Raw genomic sequence first — 22,326 nt, forward strand, 5'->3', positions numbered from 1 at the left:
TATAAAGTCATTCAAGTTTAAGAACGATTACTTTGAGCAAAAAGTATTTCAGCTGAATTTTATTTCAAGGATTTTTTTTCTTTCTCAGATTCCAACAAATTGCTTAATTGCCCCTCAAGTATTAAGGCTATTGCAAATGCGTCAGAAAGATTTATTTTACTCATGCTGGACGATTTCCAAATTTCATCCTTCTGAATAGTAACCAGCATCTCCCCATTCAACCAAATTTGAAAAACTAAGTGTAATGTATCCCACTGGACAACGTGATAGGTATTGCTCTTAAAGGCGACAGAATACTCTCGCTTGCCTTGGTAGATCATTCTCTATAAAGGTAACAACAATGCCGACATTGTTGTCATGACACGCAAGAATATTATTCTGACTACCTTTTCCATCGAACCTTGAGTAGTATTTTCTTAGAAAACAGAAGAACGGATAAATAAGCAGGAGGATTTTAATGAAAGCAATACTTTTTATAGGTGGTATGGTTAAAAAACTACGGAGAGTAATTTTTGTTAAAGTGTTACCGCGAATAACTGACCATGTACTATTTAATTTATCGAAGCGAAGCAATTGAAGAAATGGAGGATAAGGCCCTTAAGGCTATTCTCGGTAGTTCCAGAAAATACAACAAAGAGGTGAATGTTACAGGAATGTTGTTATATTTTGATAGCAAATTCCTACAATTACTGGAGGGTGAAGAGTTTGCGGTAAAGTCTATATTTCGAAAAATATGTAAAGATAGCCGGCATCATAATATTGTGATTTTGAAGGAAGGTGAAAGAATGGAACGCTTGTTTCCTGGCTGGTCAATGAGTTTTAGAACTCCCTCTCCTGAAGAAGTTGCTGCAGAGCCGGGCTATAAGGATATTTATACCCCCGGAAGTCCGGGAGCATTAGATCTTGTGAAACTGTTCAATCTTTTAAGAGGAAAAAAGGCGAGTGAGATAGTAAGCTAATTTATCAGGCTAAATGCTACAATTAGAAAGTCCGCCAGAGAACAAGGATTTTATTCAGCTGGCGGACTTGGTACTATTAATTTAATTAGAAAAGTTTCTTTTTATTAACCACTACGTTTTTAAGTTTAAAGTTTTCTACAAGAGAAATGTCAATGTCCGTGAACTTCTTTGCTGTAACCTCTATATTTTCAAATTTAAAGTCTGATAATTTATAACCGAAGCCTTTAGCCGGCTGAACCTCCTTTGGAATACCAACGTTAAAAAAGTTCTCACAATCTAATTTGATATTCCGCATAGTGATATTTCTACTGTTCGATGTGCCCGAAACCTGCTCACCTTTGAGATCAAAAAATTGAGTCCATGGCCGAATATATAAGAAGTTTCCAATATCATGTCCTTCAATATCTTCTACCAGTACGTATTCATAGTTTTGAGGAGTGTCTGGGCGCATTTTTAACCAAAGCAGGCGCTCTGCGTGACTGATTTTTATTCTGCGCAGAATAATATTCCTATCGTGTACAGATTCACTTCCAAAGGTTAGCGCGCCATGACAAAACCCGTATGTACAATCTTCAATGATGATATTTTGATTGCTTCCATTGTTCGGATTTTTATCAGCGGTTGGCCCCTTACCCCCTTTTAAAGCCACGGCGTCATCGTTAACAGACATATAGCAATTTTTGATAAGGACGTTTTTACAGGCATCAATATCAACAGCATCGGTACTAGGAGCCTTTACAGGTTCTTTGGGAGAGTAGATGTACAGGTCAAGGAGTTTTATATTCTCGCACTTATAGAGGTGAGTAGTCCAAAACGGCGAATTCATTAACTTTACTCCCGAAAGCTGCACATTCTTACTATTCGAGATGTATACCAGCCTCGGGCGCATTTCATCCATATTGGTGCAATTGGGGTTGAATTCTCTTCTTAACCAAAATGATCTCCAGTAGCGGAGGCCGTTGCCATCAATTGTACCTTTACCCGAGACTGTGAAACCATCAAGCCCGTCAGCATTCACCAGAGCGGCGAAATATTTTAATGTCTGCCCTTCCATCCTTGTCATTACCAAAGGGAAATTGCTTACATCGTCGCTACCTTTCAATTTTGCGCCATCCTCCAAATGAAGATGGGTGTTCTTTTTGAAAAAAAGAGAACCGCTCAAAAAAGTCCCTTTAGGTATAATTACCACACCCCCACCTTCATTGCTTGCTTTATCAATTACAGACTGAATAAGTTTTGTTTGAATAACAGTACTGTCATGTACAACATTAAAATCAGTTATACGGTATTGCTTTCCTAATTTGCTGATATCTGTTGCCTTGTTTTGCCTGAACCAATCAGGAATAGCTGTTCCGTCAGGAAACACCTCCTTCGAATAACTTTTGAAGTTCAGTGTTAGGCCAACCATGAGTAATAATGCAAGCCTGAAGTGTTTTGTAGTCATTAAATTTCTAATTCTTGAGTATAAATTGGTCTGGAAGTATTTGGGCTTCCTTTTAATTAGGGGTAAAATTACAAATTCAAAGACCATCCTGCCACCACGGTATGTAATAAGCTTGTGGCTTAATCGGAAAAGGGCTAAGAATTGGAGCCATTGCTTCTAAATTACTTAGGTCATAGCGGGAGACTAAAATAGAAGGTCGAGCCTTTTCCAACTTCACTATCCAGCCATATTCTGCCTCCTGCTCTTTCCACTATCTCCTTAGAAATATAAAGCCCCAGGCCCAAACTTAAACCTGAGCCCTTATTGTTCGCTACCTGATGGAAACGGTCGAAGATCCTCTCTTTCTGATTTTCTGCTATTCCAATTCCGAAATCCTGAACGTTACATATCATTTCGTTATTTTCCTTTCCTAAGGAAATATGCACCTCATTAGCTGCTGGAGAATACTTTACAGCATTGGTTATTAGATTGGTCAGCACTTGGACAATACGGTTCTGATCAGTTACGACATGAATTGGTTCAGTCTTGATTATTTTCAATTCATGCCCAGGCGTTACTAGTTGCAAATCCTCCACAAGTTCCTTAAGTACGGTATCCATTTCAAATTCAATAGACCGCAAGGTTAGCTTGTTTGAGTCAATGCGCGTTACATCCAGGAAATCTTTTATCAGAGTTTCAAGCCTGAAAACCTGTACATTCAATCTATTTAGGAATCGACCGCTATTCGAATTTTCATAACCTGCGAGCGACCGGTCAAGCATTTGAAGATAAGCTTTTATAGAAGTAAGCGGTGTTTTTAATTCATGACTTACAGTGCTGATAAACTCATCTTTCATTTGCGCTGACTTCCTTCTCTGGGTTACATCCATAAAAGTTCCTATTCCCCCCGTAATGTTTCCGTTATCGTCTTTTAGGGGGGCAGCGTTGATAGAAATATAAAAAGGCTCTCCTCGAGGTGGCTGAACACCAACTTCGTGATCAAAGACCGGCTCTCCGGTGTTCATAGTAATATACATGGGATGTTCCTCAGGAGGAAGAGGCGTGCCGTCTGTCCTTAGGTTCTGCCATTGCGGGTCATGGTAGCTGCGTTGTGTGATCTGTTCCTTTCGAACGCCCAATAACTTTTCTGCCATTGGATTAGCGTATATGATTTTACCTTGCCTGTTCACAATACCGATGCCTTCCGCCATAGTTTCTAAAAGCGTTTGAAGTCTCTTTTCACTTTGCTCAACCCTGGTCCTGCTAATTACCTGTTCCGTTACCTGATAACCAAACAATATAATACCATCAATACTACTATTTGAATTGACTCTGGGTTTGTAGATGAAATTCCAGTACTCAAATTTCGGAGCATCCTCTCCTTTTTCATTCAGCCTTATTATCGCTTCCTTTTCCTCATAACTTTCCCCCTTATAATAGATCTTTTCGAGAATTGGAAGAAAAGATTCTACCTTCTCCGGAAAGACTTCAGTAAAAGCTCTTCCCAATAGCTCTTTGTTTGGGTAAATATGTTGGTGAATAGTGTTCTCAAATTCAAAAATGAAATCAGGACCGTCAAGAATAGCAATGGCTGCCGGAGCTTCCAATAAAAGAGAGTGGAGATCCCGTTGTTTTGCTTCAGTCACCTCCCTGGCAATCCGCTCTTTTTTAGCAAGGTCATAAGCTCCTGTGATTTCCACAGTGACATGAGAGATATAGAGTATATCTCCGCGTTCATCAAAAACCGGATTGTTTGAGGCTTGCCAGTATTTAGTTTCGAACTGATCTGTGCCCCGGATTGGTACATCGTATCGCTTTCCGGGTAGTTCTACGCGTTTTTTAGTAGCGATGCAATCTATTAATCCATTTCTTAGTACCTCTACGTTGTCACCCTCAGGATCTTCGGGGTTTTCCGGAAAAGCTTCCAGGAATCCCAAGCCTAAAATATCTTCAGGTGAAGTTAAAGTTGCCTGATGATAAGCAGGATTAGCATAAAGGATAGTGAATTTTGGAGCATCGGGAGCTACAAGAATTGTGGCGGGAGCAGTATTTAGAAACCTTAGAACTTCACTCGAAATCTGAAACATCTTATTCTGGGAGGATATAAAGCACGAAGGTACGTGCTTTTATTGATTTTTATCTCCCACTTAGTTTAATATCATTGGCTCCTGCCCATTGACTAATATCTTGTTTGCTTAAAGCAGCAGCCATCAAATCGGGGAAAAGGTCAGGTGTACAAGCAAAAACAGGCACACCAATGGAGGCCAGAAAATCAGCATTGCTGTGGTCGTGGAAGGAAGAACCGTCATCATTAAGGGCAAGTAAGGTAATAAGCTGAACCCCGTTATCTACTAATTGGGCTGCTTTTTTTCTCATCTCTTGTTGGTTTCCACCTTCGTACAGGTCTGTTATAAGCACCATAACAGTGTCTAAGGGTCGTGTAATGATCTGTGAACAATAGGTTAATGCTTTATGGATATCTGTTCCTCCTCCCAGTTGTACACCAAAGAGCAATTCTACCGGATCTTGTAATTCTTCCGTGAGGTCTGCTACCTCCGTATCAAAGACTACCATCTTTGTGTTTACGGCAGGAATAGAAGCCATAACAGCTCCAAATATTCCTGAGTATACGACTGATGTCCCCATTGATCCACTTTGATCAATGCAGAGAACAATGTCTTTTAATGCTTTTCGTTTTCTTCCAAACCCGATCCTCGTTTCGGGAATTACTGTTTTATACTCGGGTTGATAGTGCTTAAGGTTTCTGCGGATGGTTTCTGACCAGTTGATCTCGTTATGCCGGGGCCGTCTGTTTCTGGCTGAACGATTTAGACTTCCGGATATAGCCTGTTGTGTAGGTGCGGTAAGTTTTTGCAATAATTCATCTACTACCTTCTTAACAACCATTCTGGCTGTTGATTTGGTTTTCTCGGGTATAGCACGGCCCAGGGTAAGCAGGTTGGCTACGAGATGTACATCAGGAATAACAGTCTCGAGCATCTCTGGTTCAGTCAACATCGAGGTAAGATTAAGTCGCTTCAAAGCGTCCTGCTGCATCACTTTAACGATGGTATTGGGAAAGTATTCACGTATATCTCCCAGCCACCGGGAAACGTTTGGGGATGAGGGACCAAGTCCTCCCTTCCGGTCCGAATTATACAAGGCCTGAAGGGTGTTGTCAATGCCCGTTTCTTGTTTACTTAAATCTACTGAAAGCTCGTCTCTGGTTTCAGAACCTAATACTAATCTCCAGCGTTTCTCCAGTTCTTCCTGCATAGTTCGTTATTTTATTCCCAGGATAGTACCTAATATTGGTAGTACCCTGGATGCTCTTTCTTTATTAATGGTTACTGCGGCTTCTCGTTTTTCCCCACCCTCTTTGCTGTATTTCACCCTTTGCGCTATCCTGCTTTTTTCAACAGAATTGTACACCGCAAATGTCCGGCGGAGTAAAGGCACAACCTGCAGGAATACTTCCTGATCAAGGCTTGCCAGCCAGTTATTGGTAATATTCCAGATATCATCGTCAAGTATCAATATAGTAGCAGAATCTTTTAGGAAGCCCTCTGCCCAGGCAGCCGAATAAGAAGGATCATTGCCTGATGACAATGCTTTACTAAACTCCGCAGCTGTCTGTTCACTGTCAATGTATTTAAGGTCATAAAGGATCTTTGAGCTCATGCCGTGTACCAGCGGCGACACTTGCTTTACGGTTGTAACCTTCAATAATGTTTCGAGCCAGGTATTCTTTAGTTCTTCTTCGTCAAGGAAAAGGATGGCATTATTTACAGCTTTAATCTTTTCTGCCATGTCCGCTGATTGCTCCTCGTCTATCCCCGTGCAACTTAATGGTAAACCAGCAATCATGCGGTAGAATATGGATCTTAGAATTACCTGAACAGTCTCCCGGTCTGTTTGCCTAACGTTGCCGTACCGGCTTACCTGTACAAGTGGACTGAACGCGTCCATGAGCATGGCGGTATCCGTTGTGCCCGAAGCCAGTTCATCCATTCTTTTCATTACCGTCTCTATACCTGCATGGAGATCCGCGGGAAGAGCCTTACTTACCAGTTCTGTTATTTCCGAAAGTTGTTTGCTATTTATTGCTTTATTCTGTAGATAATGGTTGCAAGCTGCTTCAACTGTATTTCCCCATGGAGCTTTTTCCAGAAGCTGGATGGTAAGTTCCGGAGTCCATCGTATGCGCCATTCCTCCTTAAATGTCCCCTTACCAGAAGTATTTTGTTGTTTAGCCCAAGGGATGTCTAAGACCAGGAGGCGATGAAAAAGGATACTTTTCTGCAAACCACTGCTCTCTCTCAGATCGAGACCGACAACCTTGTCTTCATTGGAAAGTTTTAGTCGCATACCCTTTACCTGCTGCTCCAGGTCACGTTGAATAGGTACCTGCGGTGCTCCTTCCGGCACTTCACCCTGTTCCTTTCCAACGATCAGATCACGCCAAACCAATTGCATGGGAATATCATCTCCCATACACATCACGGTCTGTGTTGCTTCGTTGAGCTCTTTTAATCCCGGGCCATTTAGGTCCCTGATAGCCGCGAGCGTATTGGCAAGTCGTACGGCCTCTAGGATGTGAGCTGATGAAATATCGACCTTGTTTTCCCTGAATAGTCTTGCTGCGTAGGAAAGCCATACTGTTCCATCATCATCTGGCTTGTTCCAGATGTGAGCATAATAGCCTGGAGAATTTACTCCCGCCCCGTATCCGCTTTCAAAGCTTAAACGATCGTTTGTCCATGGGATCCAGGTGGTCTCAACTTTTGTCTTGGGAAGATTTTTAAGCAAGGCGTCATCGTCCTTTTGCTTCGGCATGTTCTGCAGTGCAGGTACATGCCACGCTCCGCATATTACGGCAATTTCAGTATACATTTCTCTTTCTGCCGTCCGTATTCCGCGCCGCATAAACGCTTCTCTAATTTCTTCCCGCTGATCCTTCCGCTGAGGAAGTAATTCCCGCAGTGCTCCCATTGCCTCAGCGATAGCCGAGAATACCTCCTGTGGTTGCAGGTTTAATTCAAACTGATGCTCCCACCATTCCTCTTCATCTTCAAAGCCAGCAATAGTGGCTAAGTAAGAAAGAGGGTTTTTCCTTATAGTTTCAAGATCCCCAATTTCCTGTCCTGCTTGAAGGCTTTCTTCGTTAAGATCCGAAGGAATAGTATCTTCTTTTTTTGAAGGCGGGCTAGCGAGTTTGTGTACAAGAGGCGTATCAATGAACCTTACCGGTCTCTTATGCTCTACACCATATCTGATCGCTTGCCACTCTGGCGAGAATTCGGCAAAAGGGTAAAATACAGCACGTTGAGGATCGTCAGGTACATAAGCAAGTAAGGCAACAGGAGGCTTCATTTCCTCGTGGAGAACCCATGAAAGCATATGCTCTCCCTCCGGAGGTCCTTCTATAAGGATAATATCCGGTTTAATTTGGTTTAGCGCTTCCAGTACATGCCGTGCAGAACCTGGTCCATGATGCCTTATACCTAGTAAGTGAATGGCCATAGGTTAAATAATATCCCGGCAAGCACGATAAATGTCTTTCCAGCCGTCACGTTGTTTAAGCACGGTCTCCATATATTCCTGCATCACAATCTTATCCTGGACAGGGTCTTTTACCACAGCTCCTATCACACCACTTGCTATATCATCAGCTTTCACAAGGCCATCACCAAAATGATAAGCCAGAGCCAGGCCGCTATTCATAACAGAAATAGCTTCGGCTGTACTTAATGTTCCAGATGGAGATTTGAGTTTTGTTTTTCCATCCAGCGAAACACCGTTCCTCAGTTCCCTAAAGATGGTGACAATGCGTTTAATTTCTTCTGTTACTGGTTTTTGTATTGGTAGTTCTATAGCTCTGCTAAAGCTGGATACCCGTTGCTGAACGATATCAACTTCTTCTTCCATACTGGAAGGAACTGGTAGGATAACAGTATTAAAACGACGTTTCAAAGCACTGGATAATTCATTCACGCCTTTATCCCTGTTATTGGCAGTTGCGATAACATTAAAGCCCCGCACAGCTTGCACCTGAGTATTAAGTTCCGGGACCGGAAGCATTTTTTCGGAAAGGATGGTGATAAGGGAGTCCTGAACATCAGAGCCAATCCTTGTAAGTTCTTCTATACGCACGATCTTACCTTGCTTCATTGCCCGCATTACCGGAGTTTCCACAATGGCTTCAGCTACTGGTCCCGCTGATAAAAGCATAGCATAATTCCAACCATACCGGACAGCTTCTTCGCTAATACCCGCTGTACCTTGTATTACCAGGCTAGAGTCACCGGTAATAGCCGCAGCAAGATGCTCTGATACCCATGATTTCGCTGTTCCTGGTAGTCCGTAAAGTAAGAGCGCTCTGTCGGTAGTAAGAGTTGCAACTGCAATTTCCATCAGACGCCTGTTACCAATATATTTTGGAGTGATCTCAAAGCCATTACTCAGCGTTCCTCCCATAAGATAGGTAACCACGGCATTTGGCGACATTTGCCAATTGGCAGGTTTCGTATGTTTATCCTGTAACTTTATTTCCTCAATTTCCTGCGCAAATTGCTGCTCAGCTGCCTGGCGCAAAATAGTTTGTGTCAAAATATCTTAATTTAAAATGTTAAACCTTCTCTTAATTCAATATAACGTAACATGTTAGAGGCCTGATTACTAAAGTATCTTTTCTGATAGTCGTCTGCACCCTCCTCAATATATTTGCTCAGAAAGCTCTTAATGCCGACTGGTAGCGATAGGGCTAGCCTGGTATAGATTGGCTGGGTGATCACGTATGGGTTTACCGCCAACCTTTTTACAACCCGTTCTGCCAGTTGTTGCGGAATTATTGAATAGTGATCATTGAGCAACAATCCTAATATGATGGGAAACCTCGACTCCAGGTATTTATCATACCACTCGTAGCGTTCATACTCAGAAAGGATTAATAGTAATTCTTCTCGAAAGGCTTCCTCATGAGCGAGGAGATTCTTAGCAAGAGGTTTGTTCCGGAAACGAATAGCTGCAGCGGCCAGGTAAGGAATAAAAACGGAGATTTGTTTATGCTCAATTGATAGCTTAAACCACTCATCTTGGGAAATTTGATACCGTTCTGCTAAAGCAGAAGGATCTATAAAACTTAGGATTTGGCTAAGCCAGAATAGCTGGTCGTCCACCCCTTTAACAGAACTTACTTTCTCTATCCCATATCTGAACAGGTCATCAGATGGAAGGACTGCCGGATCTATTTCGATGACCTTTTTTTTCAGTATCAACAGACTCCGTTCTTCTCTAATTGATACTGCATCCAGAAAATAGTTTATATAAAGGTTGTTAATTTCTGTTCCCAGTAAGGGTTGAAGTAATTTTAGTGCTACTTCTTTCACTTTCTTGCTTTTATCTTTTAATGCTTCCAACAGAAAGGCTTCATCTTTTACCGATATACCTATCTCTAATATCTCCAGAAATTCAGCCCTGTTGTTTGCATTTTCCTGCTCAAATACTGCCTGTAGAAGCTGCAAAGCTTTATCAGGATCTGTCGTCCTTAGTCGGGCCAGAAAGAGCTTACGGTCTTCGAGGCTCCCCGTTTCCCAATCGATTTGCTCCTCATTCTTCAGGGTTAGTCTCTGCCAGTTTGGGTTTAAAGAGCAAAGCCACTCTCCTGTTTTCCCGCAAACAGCGATTAGTTTTTCAGCTTTTCTTTTCTGTTCAATTGCTCTATTTAGCAACAGCGGTACCAATTTAGAAGAAACGGTTTTATCGGCCTCGAGGGTTTTGGTTAACAGGTATTCGAAAAATACTTCGTCTTTTGATAGGAGCGCATCTTCTAAGTGCTGACTTGTACTTGCACTCAATTCTTCCCTGGTATCATCAGGACATTCAGGGATAGTATTTATTGAATCCTTAGCCTCCTGGCCGCTCTCCTCATAGATAAAAGCTATTGCGGCGGACTTAAGGAAGGCATCCTCTTTATCCTCCTGCTTAGTGGTGATACCATCCTTAATATCCGACAACTCTTCTGGAAGTTGAAATTGTATTTTGTCAGTACCCAGCAGGGCTGTTTTTATAATATCGTTCTGGAGGCTCATTTTATCGAATAGTATCTATTGGAAGGCCATAAAGCCAGGATATTGTACGACTCATTTTCATAGATCCCGAAACAAGGAAACATTTTTCCTTTACTGATTGAAAGAATAGTCCAGCATTGCTCTTCATTATTAGAAAGTCGCAAACCACTCCCATCATCTCCTATAATGTACCAGTTTTTTCCATTAAGAGCTATCCGCCCAGAAGATAAAATAAAGGGTATTTCAGAAACAAACGGATTAAGTGAAAATTTACTTGTCACATCCTGCAAAAGTGTTGATATAGAACTTCTAATGCCAGGTTGTATGAACCTTCCATTTATCTCAAACGGTTCTTTCATTAATCCCCGTAGCGGGGTTGTTGACGGGTAGAACGCCAGTTCACCTTTTACTGTTCCCCCTTCCACAAAAGCGTGTCCACTTAGTTGTGCCCCAGCATAAAAATTTAGGATAAGTGCAAATTTTTGACACCCTAAACCAAAAAGCCAGATCTTTTCGGTCCTTAAATTTCCCTCTTCTTCGTTCGAAATACTTAAGATCAGCCACTCGTCTTTTATACCTGTTGAATTCAACACATCCTCTTTCGGAGTGTTCCATCCTATTAAGGTTTTAATGTCTGATTGAAGTTCAGTGTTTAGGGCCTCAATATTTTCATATGCCTCTGTTATCAGATAGGTCTTGCTTAACTGCTTAATAAGTGCCTTCTGCCAGCCTTCCTGGTAAAAGTTAATTTTATTGATCCTCCTTAACTGATTCGCTAATCCAGCAGCCTGAGAATCAACCATCCGGGCAATGATATTTTGATTAAACTGATAAGGATCTTGTGGCACATTCATAATTCCAGTTCTTACCACATCCTTCATCCAAAACCTTAATTCTTCAATGCCGCCCCTTACCTTTTTCTCTCTTGCTTCAATACGTTTTTGCTGTGCTTGTTCATCCGGTGCTGCTTTTTCAACCTGAACGGGTTTGCTTTCTGCCCTTTCGGCGCGCTTGCCAAGCCACTCACCTACATGTTCAGGCAGTTCCTTTTCTACAGAAAACACATTAGGGTTGGCAGCGTAAAGGAAGAGTAAACCAAGCCCATGTTTACAGGGGAACTTGCGACTGGGACAAGAGCATTTAAAGGCAAGATTAGTCAGATCTATAATCGTTCTATAAGGATTTTTACCACTTCCCTGGCAGTCGCCCCACAAAGCTTTCTCATGTACGCACCTTAAAACCCACTTGGAATTACTGGCAAGAGCTTTACCTGCTTTCGCTGAAGCATCATCGGGAGCTAGTTTAGTAACCTGTTCCTGTGTAAACTGCATGTTAAATAGCAAGAGTATAAGAGTTTATAGAAATGTTTTTAGTTGAGGTTTCCAGACAAGGTTTATTCTGCATTAGAAATGATTTAATTCTCTCAAACATAAAAATTTGAGCGAATTAAATGGATGATGTGCGAAAAAAATATGTGTTATGCACTTACCTAGCCCCTCGTATTTCCATATATTCAAATAATATTTATTTTTGAGTTCCTTATTGCAATATGGAATATAATCCCGGGTTACACATTTTAGCTGAATTTAAAACAGAGAGAGCTGATCTTCTCTGCTCTTCGGCAGCTTCAAGAGAACTTTTTGAAAAACTCATCACGAGGTTTGAGCTATCTTCTGTTGGTGAAGTTTATCATGACTTCGAGCAGGGAGGCTTCACAGCTGTAATTTGTCTTACAGAATCACATCTTTCTATACATACCTGGCCGGAGTTTAAGCTTGCCACTTTTGATATATTCCTTTCCAATTTCAGGAAGGACAATACTGAAAAGGTTAGAGCGATTTACAAGGAAGTGCTGGCATTTTTTGAAGGCAGCGAATTGCAGAAAACCGAATTAAGGCGCTAATTATGGCAACAGTGAAACAGCTTTCTTTCCCGGAACCGGAAACCTTCAAGTGTCCGAACTGTCATGAATCGATTACACTTTTTGATCCAGATGGAAGTGAATTCTGTATTTGCGGTTCATGTAATTCCTTTATTCGTTTTGTTACTGCTTATACACCGAAAGTCCAAAAAAACGTTCCTCCTGTTAAAGCAAAACCCCTTATTCCCCTTGGGGCAGAAGGAACCTTAAAGGACCATAAGTTCCGGGTGATAGCCTACCTCGAAAAGAAAGAGAAAGGTACAAGCTATGGCTGGAAAGAATATTTGCTATATAACTACGAAAAGGGATACGCAACATTGTCGGAGTTTAACGGGCACTGGAATTTTATTGTTGACAAGATATGGGAGCCTTCCCTGGAAAAAGCGTATAGCGATTCTGGAACTGCTACACATAATAATATTGAATATCGGATTTTTAATAAATATACTCCAGTAATTACTGGCCTAATTGGAGAATTTGATTGGGATGTTATGGAAGACCATCCCAGAGTGAATGAATATATCGCCCCACCCTTTATTATTAGCAGGGAAGTTGGAAACTCCGGAAGTAACAAAGCACAGTATTTTTGGGGGGAATATACTGAGCCGGAAGAAATTGCTGAAGGTTTTGGATTGAACGCGGATAGTTTTCCACCTAAAGTTGAGATTGGGGCAAATCAACCGTCCCGACAGGGAGCGAGTTTTGACACCCTGGCCAAGGTCAGTATTCTAGCTGCTCTTGCTGTTTTGCTGGTTGTATTCCTTTTCAGGGCAATCAGGCCTGAGCGGGAATTGCTTAATAGTGATTTTAATATTTCATTTGAGCGAAACTCCACAGATTCAACTAGTTATTTGGGTTCCAGTTCAGGCACTTACGAATACAAGCCATTCTTAAGCTCTTCTTTTGAGCAACCCTATGGAAAAACAACGCTTGAAATAGAAGTACGCGCAAACGTTGATAATAGCTGGATGGAAGCGACAGTTGTTTTGGTTAACGAAGGCACAAATGAAACCTGGGAAGTAACTAAAGGAATTGAATACTATCACGGCTATGAAAGCGGTGAATCATGGTCTGAGGGATCGAAGAGCCAATCTATAATCCTCTCGAAAATCCCTGAAGGTAAATATCATCTTAATATTTATCCAGCTTCAGGTGATCCCACTCAAACCTATCTCCATATAGCGGTTACTGCAAACGTAATGATGTGGCGTAACATCCTACTAGTCTGGCTTCTACTAAGTATTTACCCAATCATTAGTTACATCCGCTGGACAAGCTTCGAAAGGAAGCGTTGGATGAGCAGTGATTATTCTCCTTACGAAACTGATAATTAAGATATGGATATCAAACCATTAAAATACTATATAGGATTTATGCTGGTTATTCTGTTTTATTTTGGTTATGCTACCTGGAATGGAATTACATTTTGGGCAGATAAGGCAGAAAAAAACACCGAGTATACAAATACGAACCGTGGACATTTTGGTTCAGGAGCAAGGTTTTACCACAAGTAGGTTAACCAGTCATCTCAAATAATAAGAAAACTTCAAAAAAATAAGAAAATGAGTTTACACGAACTGATCAATTACAAGTATTTAGTTGCATCCTTGGTTTATTCAGTACTTGGTATTGTAATCCTGGTTATTTCTTTCGTTATAATAGAAAAGATCACTCCGGAAAATCTGTGGAAAGAGATCGTTGATAAGAAGAATAACGCACTTGCTATTGTTTGTGCTGCATTTATTATTGCCATCGCTATAATTATTAGTTCTGCCATTCACGGATAGAAAATATGAATAACAAACTTCCTGCAGTGTTGCTGCTCTCTGTATTTGTAGTTGCAACATGCGGGTTAATTTATGAACTGATTGCCGGAACTCTTGCCAGTTACCTTCTTGGAGATTCCGTAACGCAGTTCTCTACCATTATTGGTGTTTATTTATTTTCAATGGGAATTGGCAGCTGGTTGTCCAAGTACTTTGAGAAAAATATCTTATCCTGGTTTATCCAAATAGAAATATTGGTTGGAATTGTTGGTGGAATAAGTTCTACTTTACTATTTCTTCTATTTGAAAGCATTGCCTCTTTCAGGGTACTGTTGTACGGTCTGGTATCCCTTACAGGAATATTGGTAGGTTTGGAAATCCCCTTGCTGATGCGTATCCTTCAGAACCGTTTTGAGTTTAAGGATCTTGTGTCGAAGGTGTTTACCTTCGACTATATTGGGGCCTTGCTTGCATCCCTTATCTTTCCGCTGGTATTGATCCCCTATTTAGGCTTGGTAAAAACAGCATATCTGTTTGGCATCCTCAATGTCTCTGTTGCTTTATTGGTCTGTGTAAATTTTAAAAAAGAGATACCAGCGGTTAATTACCTTCAATCTGCCTCTATAATAAGTATCCTTGGTCTGCTGCTGGGTTTTGTATACGCCGAAAAGATCACCAATTTCTCCGAAAGTCTCAGCTATAACGACACCATTATTTATTCCAAGAGTACCTCTTACCAACGCATTATCCTGACTAAACGAGGAAAAGTCCTACGGTTATTCCTGAACGGAAATCTTCAGTTCAGTTCCGACGACGAGTATCGCTATCATGAGGCCCTGGTACACCCCGGTCTTCAGGCCCTGCCGCAAGCACGTAAGGTTTTGATAATGGGAGGCGGCGACGGTTTGGCGGTTAGAGAAATACTTAAATATCCTAATGTAGAGCAAATTACCCTTGTTGACCTGGACAAAGGAATGACCTCTTTGTTTCAAAAGAATGAGATGTTATTGAGTTTGAACAAGAAATCATTACTGTCGAAGAAAGTGAAGGTGGTTAATGCAGATGCTTTTACCTGGGCCCGTCAGCAAAAGGAAACTTTTGATTTTATAGTTATTGATTTCCCGGATCCTTCTAATTATTCTGTAGGAAAATTATACACAAATTCCTTTTATTCAATAATTAAGGAACTATTAAATCCAGACGGGATCATGGTGGTACAATCTACATCTCCTTTTGTAGCCCCTAAATCGTTCTGGACCGTCAATAAAACTCTTGAATCTGTAGGTCTGCACACTGTTCCCTATCATAACTATGTTCCATCTTTCGGTGAATGGGGATATATTATGGCGATGAAGAAGAGTTTCTATAAGAAGCCGAACTCCTTTATTTCCAACCTTAAGTTCATAAGTAAGGAAAGCATGGATCAAATGCTGTATTTTCCAAAAGACATGGCCAAGAGAGAGACGGAAGTGAATAAATTGAACAATCAGGTGCTGGTGAAATATTTTGAGGATGAGTGGGCATCGGTTCTTTAAGAACTCAATTACAAATAGTATCAGCAGAAGAGGATTTATGCTTCGTGCGGGACTTATTTGTTCTGGCATTGCGCTCAATGCCTGTATCCGAAAAATTAAGCCCGGGTCTTCTCCTTATTCCGATATACCAGCTGAACTTAAAGGACCCGATGCAAGCGCTGGACATGTTCTGAGGGACAAGGTATCACTACCTAAACCCTCTTACTCCAGGGATGTTGGTGTTTTAGTTATTGGAGGGGGAATTTCCGGCCTTTCGGCTGCGCGTTGGCTGAAGAAAAATGGCTTAGAGAATTTTGAACTGCTGGAATTAGAGAACCAGACAGGGGGAAACTCAAAGTTCGGGGAATCGAAGGTTTCAAAATACCCTTTGGGTGCACACTATGTTACCCCTGCCAATAATGAAAATAAGGATCTGATTGATTTTTATCAGGAATGTAACCTGATCACTCATTTCGAGAACGATCTCCCTTTTTATAATGAATATTCAATCTGTTTCGACCCGGAGGAAAGATTACTCATAAACGGACAGTGGCAGGAAGGCCTTATTCCTGAATTTGGTATACCCGCAGAGGATAAAGACCAGATAAAAAGATTTCTGGCTTTAATGGAGGAACTGAGATATGTTAGAGGAAATGATGGAAAGTATGCTTTCGATATTCCCTTGGATCACAGTTCGACAGATACTACATGGCGGAAACTTGATAACCTATCTTTCAGCGATTACCTAAAGGAAAGCCGCTTCAACTCCCCTTACCTCCTATGGTATCTTGAATATTGTTGTAAGGACGATTATGGCCAGAAGCTTGACAAGATATCAGCGTGGGCTGGCTTGCACTACTTCGCAGGAAGAAAGGGAAAGGCAGCGAATGCCGAGAGCTCAACAGTTCTAACCTGGCCTGAAGGAAATGGATATTTGATGCAACGTCTTACTGCCCGACTTGAAGGGCACGTTCGTTCTTCTACACTTGTTTATGGTATTAGGGAAGATAAGTCTTTCATGCTGGTCGACGTGTATGATCTGAAGAAAAAAGAATCTTACCAGATAAGGGCAAAGAAATTGATCATGGCAACACCTCAATATGTAACAAGGAAATTGCTCAAAAATTTCACAAGAGCCGAGGTGGATTATGAAGGCTTTAACTATGCGCCCTGGCTGGTTGCCAACATTACACTTAAAGGCTTAGCAGGAGCACCGGGCGCGCCACTTTCCTGGGATAATGTAGCTTATAACACGCCCTCCGTTGGTTATGTCGATGCAAATCACCAGGATATTACAGCAGAGGGCGGTTCCAAGATCATTACGTACTATCTTCCTTTATGTGATCAAGATACCCGTATTGCCCGGCTAGCTGCTTACGCTAGAAATCATGAACAATGGCTGGACATAGTAGTGCCCGAGCTTGAGTACCTGCATCCTAATATCACCGACCAGATTGAAAATGTAGAGTTCTGGGTTTGGGGACATGGAATGATAAGTCCTGCAAAAGGTTTTGTTTGGGGAGAAAGCAGAAGAAATGCTAATCAGCCACTAAATCATCAGATATTTTTTGGACATAGTGATTTAAGTGGAGTTAGCATTTTCGAAGAAGCCTTTTACCAGGGAATAAAGGCAGCCAAACAAGTACTCGATTCGTATGGAAAAGTTTAAGGAGATCAAGCAACCCTGGTTAAATTCTGTTAGCTCAGACACTATTTTTATCCTACTTCCACCCTTTCTGGCCTTGTTTATTGTTGGTTTATTCCCAACGCAATTTAAGGAATCAGATGCAATGCCCGCTCTTTATTGGCTAATATTGATTGTATTTGTGGATGTGGCCCATGTTTACAGCACTTTATACCGCACCTATTTTAACCCCAGGGAACTCAAAGCAAAAAAATCCTTATTAGTGGCTGTACCTTTGTTCTGCTACGTGATCAGTGTCGTTTTCTACAGCCTTGATCAACTATTGTTCTGGCGCGTACTAGCTTATCTGGCGGTATTTCACTTTATCCGGCAACAGTACGGGATCATGCGGTTATACTCAAGAAATGAGAAAGAAGATAAACTATCCATAGTGATCGACTCTCTAACGATCTATTCAGCAACCCTTTATCCGATCTGCTTCTGGCATCTTAACCCCAACCGGAACTTCAATTGGTTTATTGAAAACGATTTCCTTCGTTATCCTCTGCCCTTCCTATCACTGTTATTTGCCTGGGTATATGTTGCTGTACTTATACTTTACATCCTTAAGGAGATAACTCTGTTAAACAAACATAAGCAGTTTAATGTCCCCAAAAATATATTGATCCTTGGCACAGTCTTATCCTGGTATTTCGGTATCGTTTACTATAATGGAGATATGGCCTTCACTACCCTTAATGTTTTATCGCATGGGATCCCCTACATGGCTTTAATCTGGTTTTTCGAAAAGAAAAGATATAGTAAAGAGATAACTGAAGGCAGCAAGGTATTAAAATTTTCCTTTGGGAAGTATGGTGTTGTAGTCTTCATCCTTATCCTTGCCTCTTTAGCATACGCGGAAGAAGGACTTTGGGATGGTTTAATCTGGAAGGAACATAATGACCTTTTTCCCGTATTTTCAATTTTACCAAAGATTGAAGAAAGGCAACTACTTTCATTATTGGTTCCCTTGCTTGCCCTTCCTCAATCCACCCACTACGTTCTTGATGGCTTTATTTGGAAAATTAGAAAGAAATCTTGATCCGATCACTCTTTATTGACCTAAGGCAAGTCAAGCGATTAAAACCCTTTATGTCTTAGTCTTCAACCTCCTTAAACTTTATCCTTAATCTCACTTTCTGGGTCCCTGCTTTAGGCCCGTGCCAAGCCGGTCCGTCTACTACCAGGCTGATCGCCTTAACATTTAGATTTGGACTATCGGTTTTTACAATCTTGAAATCGCTGAGAGATCCATTAGAAGAAACAGAGAAGCTTAGTACAACCGTACCTTTTTGTCCTTTTGATACTATCGCGTTTTTCTTTATGTACTTGTTATATTCCTGCCATCCATGAACAGGTGCAACTTCCCTATTTTGATTATCCGCAGGATCATCATCTCTTTTACTTCCGTAGCCGACTACCACAACTTCATTTAGTGAAGAACTGGAAGGATTCATGGCGATAACAATACTATCGTTCTTATTTACCTTTATTGATGCGCTGTCGAAACCTATGTAAGCTAGTTGCAAGGTTTGATTAGAGTCAGGAACCGCTAACTTAAATTGTCCGTTAAGATCTGTAACAGTCGCAATGTCAGTTCCTTTTACTTTTACAAATACCCCTGGGAGTGTTTGGTTAGTCGTTTTGTCTCTCACTGTACCTGTTACTTGTTTTCCATCACCTTGTAAGTTTGTTTTAAGTGATGATGAGCCTCTAATCTTAAACGTCTTAGACTTCAATTCGTCTACTGCCACTCCTGGAACACGACCTTGCAAGGCTATTTGCGGAGCTAATTCCTCTGCTTTGATAGTAGCGACAGCACCTGTAACAGAACTTTTCTTTTGAGTGCCATAGCCTATAATAACTACCTCATTCAATTGCCCAGGATCCTTTTTTTCGGGAACCTCAAGCATTGCTATTTCTGGTTCAGCTCTTGATACGGTTACTAAGTTGTCTCGCGGTTTTTCCGGAGCTGGCTTGCGCTTTCTGGAGTTTGTTGCAATATCCACCTTTTCATCCATAACTTTAGCTGGGTCAGGATTTGCAGGTTTTAACACACTATCAACTTTCGATGATCTCTCTTTTTGATTTCCTGCTGAAATCCTTCCTGGAGATTTATCTTTTATCACAAATAACGCAGCAAGGCCAGAAACGATAAGTATGGAAGCAGCAATACTCCACCTAATTAAAGGAAGAATACATGATTTTTCGGGTCTTGTCCTTTGATCGATAAGATCATCGATCTCTAGTAACACCCTTTCATGTTCCTGCGGCTCCCCCGATTCCATCCCCATGATCAGATCCATTAAAAGCGGATCTTCCTGGGCTTGGCGTTCAAGCTCATACATAGCTTTAGCATCAAGTTCTCCATTGAGATACTTCCGAATTAAGGATATGTTGTATTTGTTACTCTCCACCGTTCTTCTCCATACAAATTTTTAAATTCCTTTTTCCGTTCTGTATATAGCTTTTAACCTCATTCAAACTGAAGCCTGTTAAATCCACAATCTCTTTGTAGCACTTCTCATTTAAAAAGAACAGGTCGATACTTTGTTTTTGCCGTTCTGGTAGCTTCTCCACGCATTTCTCGAGTGCGGTAAGGGCTGCCTCCTTTTCTTTATGGTCTTCCTGATGCTGACTTACAGGAAATTCCACAAATTCATCGAAAGAAACATATTGCATTTTCTTATTTGAACGCAGCTGCATCAGGCAGTAGTTCTTGGTCAACACATAAAGCCAGCTGGCAAATTGCCTGATCTCCTGCTTTTCTATCTTCCTGATAAGCTCTTCGAAGATCTGCATTACAGCATCCTTACTACGTTCAGTATCCTGGAAGTAGCGATAGCAGACATAGTAAACCATTGAGGAATGGCTTTTAAACAGTTTACCCAGGATTTCCAGATCGCGCGTAGCCAGATAACGGTCCAGGAGTTCCTGGTCGCTAGACTGATCTGTTTTCCCTGAATTACTAAACCAACTCATTTAAGTGTCTGAAAATAATTTTTATTTATCGCTTATGGAAATTTTCCTGATGATGCATCCTTCGCCAAAATTCAATAACATGAAAGGAAATCTATACCTCATTATCCTGCTCTTAAGTCTGGTTGGCTTTAAAAGCAGTTCAGTGCGCACTATCAGTGGAACGGTGCGCGATCAATTAGATGGCTCTCCTCTACCGGGTGTGTCCGTAAGAGTGGAAGGTACAACTATTGGAGCATCAACAGATACCAAAGGGCATTATTCTTTAAAGATCCCATCGAACGAGGTGAATCTGGTCTTTTCATTTATTGGCTATGAAACTCTGAAAGTCAAGCCGGGGAAAACTGATCGCCTTAATGTTACTCTAAAGCAGTCGAAATCCGAACTGAAGGAAGTAGTGATAGTTGGATATGGAACCCAAAGAAAACAGGACGTCACTGGAGCAGTGGCAGCTGCTCCTACAGCTGCTATGCAGGCTAAGGTATCTGGGATTGCAATAAGGGGCCAAAACAATCAAGTATATACCCGACATATATTAATTCCCGACCACAACACAGAATCTTACAAGGAGATTACCGAAAACGGTTTCCAGAATCCCAAAGATCAAGCTTTATCGACCTTTGCAGTAGATGTGGATGGCGCTTCCTATACAAATCTGCGTCGCTTTATTAATAATGGGCAGCTTCCTCCCAAAGATGCCGTGCGTGTAGAGGAGATGATCAATTACTTTAAATACGACCTGGAGGGTCCAAAAGACGATAAACCAGTCGCAATTCATACAGAACTGTCCTCTGCGCCCTGGAATGCCCAGCACCAGCTACTACGGATAGGTTTAAAGGCAAAAGAGGTTAAGACAGAAAAATTGCCGGCCTCTAATCTTGTTTTCCTGATCGACGTTTCAGGCTCAATGTCTCCAGAAAACAGGCTTCCTTTAGTCAAGACCTCCCTGAAGATGTTGGTTGATCAGTTAAGGGATAAAGATCAGGTTGCTATAGTAACTTATGCAGGCTATGTGACATTGGCGTTAAAAAGTACTCCAGGTAGCCAGAAAGCTGAAATCAAAAATGCGATTGATGCTTTAGGTTCAGGCGGATCGACAGCGGGTGGAGCAGGATTAAAAATGGCTTATCAGGTCGCTCGTGAAAATTTCAAGAAAGAGGGTAATAACAGGATCATTATGGCGACGGATGGTGACTTTAATGTAGGAGCCTCCAGTGACAAGGATATGGAAGATCTCATTGTGCAGGAAAGAGAAAGCGGAGTAAACATTTCTGTTTTAGGATTCGGAATGGGAAATCTTAAGGACAGTAAAATGGAAACCATTGCTGATAAAGGAAGGGGTAATTATGCATACATCGACAATATTACCGAAGCCAGGAAAGCAATGGTGACAGAATTTGGCGGAACGCTTTTCACCCTGGCGAAGGACGTAAAAATACAGGTCGAGTTTAATCCCGGCAAAGTTCAGGCCTACCGCTTAATAGGATATGAAAATAGGTTGATGGCAAAGGAGGATTTTAATAATGATAAGAAAATAGGCGGAGATATAGGTGTTGGACATACGGTGACCGCACTTTATGAAATAATTCCGGTAGGCGTAACAAGTGATTTCACAGGAAATGTTGATCCTCTTAAATACCAAAAGTCTGAAAAGAAGCCAGATGCAGCTATTTCTGAGGAAGTAGCAACTATAAAATTCAGGTATAAAGATCCTCATTCTGATAAAAGCCGCCTGGAACAGGTAGTTCAGGAAGACAAACCGATATCCTTTCAGTCAACCTCTGCAGATTTTCGTTTCGCAAGTGCGGTTGCAGAATTCGGAATGCTCCTGAGAAATTCAGAGTTTAAACAAGCTTCTTCTTTTGATAAACTTATTTCAAGAGCAAAAGGCGCCAGAGGAAAAGATGATGATGGTTACCGGGCCGAGTTTGTACGCTTGGCCGAAAGTGCTGCGATGCTTTCTAAAGGAATGGAACTTGCTAAAGATTCTGATTAAAACTGATTGGGCATC

19 protein-coding genes are annotated in these 22,326 nt (G+C 41.3%); 9 read left to right on the forward strand and 10 right to left on the reverse strand.

All coding sequences use genetic code 11. The features are described from left to right. Window positions 1–59: 59 nt before the first annotated feature. Window positions 60–320, reverse strand: coding sequence for a hypothetical protein (locus tag J4N24_RS20520; protein WP_207535604.1), 261 nt, complete (start codon window positions 318–320; stop codon window positions 60–62). 222 nt (window positions 321–542) lie between these two features. Here J4N24_RS20520 and J4N24_RS20525 point away from each other — a divergent pair, with 222 nt between their 5' ends. Further along, window positions 543–959, forward strand: coding sequence for a BLUF domain-containing protein (locus J4N24_RS20525; RefSeq protein WP_207535605.1), 417 nt, complete (start codon window positions 543–545; stop codon window positions 957–959). An 85-nt stretch (window positions 960–1,044) separates the two neighbouring features. On the opposite strand, the gene J4N24_RS20530 is transcribed toward J4N24_RS20525, so the two are convergent. From J4N24_RS20530 to J4N24_RS20560, 7 genes are all read right to left on the reverse strand, one after another. Continuing rightward, on the reverse strand, window positions 1,045–2,403 hold the full coding sequence (locus tag J4N24_RS20530) for a rhamnogalacturonidase (RefSeq protein ID WP_207535606.1): 1,359 nt from the start codon (window positions 2,401–2,403) through the stop codon (window positions 1,045–1,047). A 170-nt stretch (window positions 2,404–2,573) separates the two neighbouring features. Next, the gene (locus J4N24_RS20535; RefSeq protein ID WP_207535607.1) at window positions 2,574–4,469 is read right to left on the reverse strand and encodes an ATP-binding protein; all 1,896 of its coding nucleotides are present in this window, start codon (window positions 4,467–4,469) and stop codon (window positions 2,574–2,576) included. Window positions 4,470–4,518: 49 nt separating this feature from the next. Continuing rightward, entirely contained in the window at window positions 4,519–5,658 is a 1,140-nt protein-coding gene (locus J4N24_RS20540; RefSeq protein ID WP_207535608.1) for a vWA domain-containing protein, read from the reverse strand. A 6-nt stretch (window positions 5,659–5,664) separates the two neighbouring features. After that, complete coding sequence (locus tag J4N24_RS20545; protein ID WP_207535609.1) at window positions 5,665–7,905, reverse strand: DUF5682 family protein; 2,241 nt, start codon at window positions 7,903–7,905, stop codon at window positions 5,665–5,667. Between the two features lie 3 nt (window positions 7,906–7,908). Continuing rightward, entirely contained in the window at window positions 7,909–8,991 is a 1,083-nt protein-coding gene (locus tag J4N24_RS20550; RefSeq protein ID WP_207535610.1) for an ATP-binding protein, read from the reverse strand. A gap of 11 nt (window positions 8,992–9,002) precedes the next feature. Then, the gene (locus J4N24_RS20555) at window positions 9,003–10,472 is read right to left on the reverse strand and encodes a DUF5691 domain-containing protein (protein ID WP_207535611.1); all 1,470 of its coding nucleotides are present in this window, start codon (window positions 10,470–10,472) and stop codon (window positions 9,003–9,005) included. Then, on the reverse strand, window positions 10,469–11,782 hold the full coding sequence (locus J4N24_RS20560) for an SWIM zinc finger family protein (RefSeq protein WP_207535612.1): 1,314 nt from the start codon (window positions 11,780–11,782) through the stop codon (window positions 10,469–10,471). Before J4N24_RS20560 ends, J4N24_RS20555 begins: the two co-directional genes overlap by 4 nt. 218 nt (window positions 11,783–12,000) lie before the next feature. Between J4N24_RS20560 and J4N24_RS20565 the strand changes: the two genes are divergently transcribed. The 7 genes from J4N24_RS20565 to J4N24_RS20595 are packed head-to-tail and all read left to right on the forward strand — an operon-like array spanning window position 12,001 to window position 18,378. Continuing rightward, window positions 12,001–12,354, forward strand: coding sequence for an S-adenosylmethionine decarboxylase family protein (locus J4N24_RS20565; RefSeq protein WP_207535613.1), 354 nt, complete (start codon window positions 12,001–12,003; stop codon window positions 12,352–12,354). A gap of 2 nt (window positions 12,355–12,356) precedes the next feature. Then, a complete protein-coding gene (locus J4N24_RS20570; RefSeq protein ID WP_207535614.1) occupies window positions 12,357–13,706 on the forward strand; it encodes a DUF4178 domain-containing protein in 1,350 nt (449 codons plus the stop codon). Between the two features lie 3 nt (window positions 13,707–13,709). After that, entirely contained in the window at window positions 13,710–13,886 is a 177-nt protein-coding gene (locus J4N24_RS20575; RefSeq protein ID WP_207535615.1) for a hypothetical protein, read from the forward strand. Window positions 13,887–13,934: 48 nt separating this feature from the next. Then, on the forward strand, window positions 13,935–14,159 hold the full coding sequence (locus J4N24_RS20580; protein ID WP_207420347.1) for a DUF350 domain-containing protein: 225 nt from the start codon (window positions 13,935–13,937) through the stop codon (window positions 14,157–14,159). Window positions 14,160–14,164: 5 nt separating this feature from the next. Continuing rightward, window positions 14,165–15,673, forward strand: a complete 1,509-nt coding sequence (locus J4N24_RS20585; RefSeq protein WP_207535616.1) for a polyamine aminopropyltransferase — start codon at window positions 14,165–14,167, stop codon at window positions 15,671–15,673. Beyond that, window positions 15,651–17,321, forward strand: a complete 1,671-nt coding sequence (locus J4N24_RS20590) for an FAD-dependent oxidoreductase (RefSeq protein WP_207535617.1) — start codon at window positions 15,651–15,653, stop codon at window positions 17,319–17,321. Before J4N24_RS20585 ends, J4N24_RS20590 begins: the two co-directional genes overlap by 23 nt. Then, window positions 17,308–18,378, forward strand: coding sequence for a hypothetical protein (locus J4N24_RS20595; RefSeq protein ID WP_207535618.1), 1,071 nt, complete (start codon window positions 17,308–17,310; stop codon window positions 18,376–18,378). The genes J4N24_RS20590 and J4N24_RS20595 overlap by 14 nt, the downstream gene beginning before the upstream one ends. Before the next feature lie 55 nt (window positions 18,379–18,433). Here J4N24_RS20595 and J4N24_RS25935 read toward each other — a convergent pair whose 3' ends face one another. Together J4N24_RS25935 and J4N24_RS20605 are read right to left on the reverse strand one after the other, a co-directional pair. Then, the gene (locus tag J4N24_RS25935) at window positions 18,434–19,753 is read right to left on the reverse strand and encodes a carboxypeptidase-like regulatory domain-containing protein (RefSeq protein ID WP_207535619.1); all 1,320 of its coding nucleotides are present in this window, start codon (window positions 19,751–19,753) and stop codon (window positions 18,434–18,436) included. Further along, window positions 19,743–20,318 carry an RNA polymerase sigma factor gene (locus J4N24_RS20605; RefSeq protein ID WP_207535620.1) on the reverse strand — a complete coding sequence of 192 codons (576 nt, stop codon included), beginning with the start codon at window positions 20,316–20,318 and terminating at the stop codon, window positions 19,743–19,745. Before J4N24_RS20605 ends, J4N24_RS25935 begins: the two co-directional genes overlap by 11 nt. 79 nt (window positions 20,319–20,397) lie before the next feature. Between J4N24_RS20605 and J4N24_RS20610 the strand changes: the two genes are divergently transcribed. Beyond that, window positions 20,398–22,311 (forward strand): vWA domain-containing protein, encoded by a 1,914-nt coding sequence (locus tag J4N24_RS20610; RefSeq protein WP_207535621.1) that lies wholly within the window; start codon window positions 20,398–20,400, stop codon window positions 22,309–22,311. The last annotated feature ends 15 nt before the right edge of the window (window positions 22,312–22,326 follow it).

Source organism: Desertivirga arenae (assembly GCF_017355785.1).
GTDB classification, from domain to species: Bacteria; Bacteroidota; Bacteroidia; order Sphingobacteriales; family Sphingobacteriaceae; genus Desertivirga; species Desertivirga arenae.

Bases quoted from the DNA above. Each gene is read 5' to 3' on its own strand.
- J4N24_RS20520 (WP_207535604.1), bottom strand. From the start codon at position 320: ATGATCTACCAAGGCAAGCGAGAGTATTCTGTCGCCTTTAAGAGCAAT.
- J4N24_RS20525 (WP_207535605.1), top strand. From the start codon at position 543: ATGTACTATTTAATTTATCGAAGCGAAGCAATTGAAGAAATGGAGGAT.
- J4N24_RS20530 (WP_207535606.1), bottom strand. From the start codon at position 2,403: ATGACTACAAAACACTTCAGGCTTGCATTATTACTCATGGTTGGCCTA.
- J4N24_RS20535 (WP_207535607.1), bottom strand. From the start codon at position 4,469: ATGTTTCAGATTTCGAGTGAAGTTCTAAGGTTTCTAAATACTGCTCCC.
- J4N24_RS20540 (WP_207535608.1), bottom strand. From the start codon at position 5,658: ATGCAGGAAGAACTGGAGAAACGCTGGAGATTAGTATTAGGTTCTGAA.
- J4N24_RS20545 (WP_207535609.1), bottom strand. From the start codon at position 7,905: ATGGCCATTCACTTACTAGGTATAAGGCATCATGGACCAGGTTCTGCA.
- J4N24_RS20555 (WP_207535611.1), bottom strand. From the start codon at position 10,472: ATGAGCCTCCAGAACGATATTATAAAAACAGCCCTGCTGGGTACTGAC.
- J4N24_RS20560 (WP_207535612.1), bottom strand. From the start codon at position 11,782: ATGCAGTTTACACAGGAACAGGTTACTAAACTAGCTCCCGATGATGCT.
- J4N24_RS20565 (WP_207535613.1), top strand. From the start codon at position 12,001: ATGGAATATAATCCCGGGTTACACATTTTAGCTGAATTTAAAACAGAG.
- J4N24_RS20570 (WP_207535614.1), top strand. From the start codon at position 12,357: ATGGCAACAGTGAAACAGCTTTCTTTCCCGGAACCGGAAACCTTCAAG.
- J4N24_RS20575 (WP_207535615.1), top strand. From the start codon at position 13,710: ATGGATATCAAACCATTAAAATACTATATAGGATTTATGCTGGTTATT.
- J4N24_RS20580 (WP_207420347.1), top strand. From the start codon at position 13,935: ATGAGTTTACACGAACTGATCAATTACAAGTATTTAGTTGCATCCTTG.
- J4N24_RS20585 (WP_207535616.1), top strand. From the start codon at position 14,165: ATGAATAACAAACTTCCTGCAGTGTTGCTGCTCTCTGTATTTGTAGTT.
- J4N24_RS20590 (WP_207535617.1), top strand. From the start codon at position 15,651: ATGAGTGGGCATCGGTTCTTTAAGAACTCAATTACAAATAGTATCAGC.
- J4N24_RS20595 (WP_207535618.1), top strand. From the start codon at position 17,308: ATGGAAAAGTTTAAGGAGATCAAGCAACCCTGGTTAAATTCTGTTAGC.
- J4N24_RS20605 (WP_207535620.1), bottom strand. From the start codon at position 20,318: ATGAGTTGGTTTAGTAATTCAGGGAAAACAGATCAGTCTAGCGACCAG.
- J4N24_RS20610 (WP_207535621.1), top strand. From the start codon at position 20,398: ATGAAAGGAAATCTATACCTCATTATCCTGCTCTTAAGTCTGGTTGGC.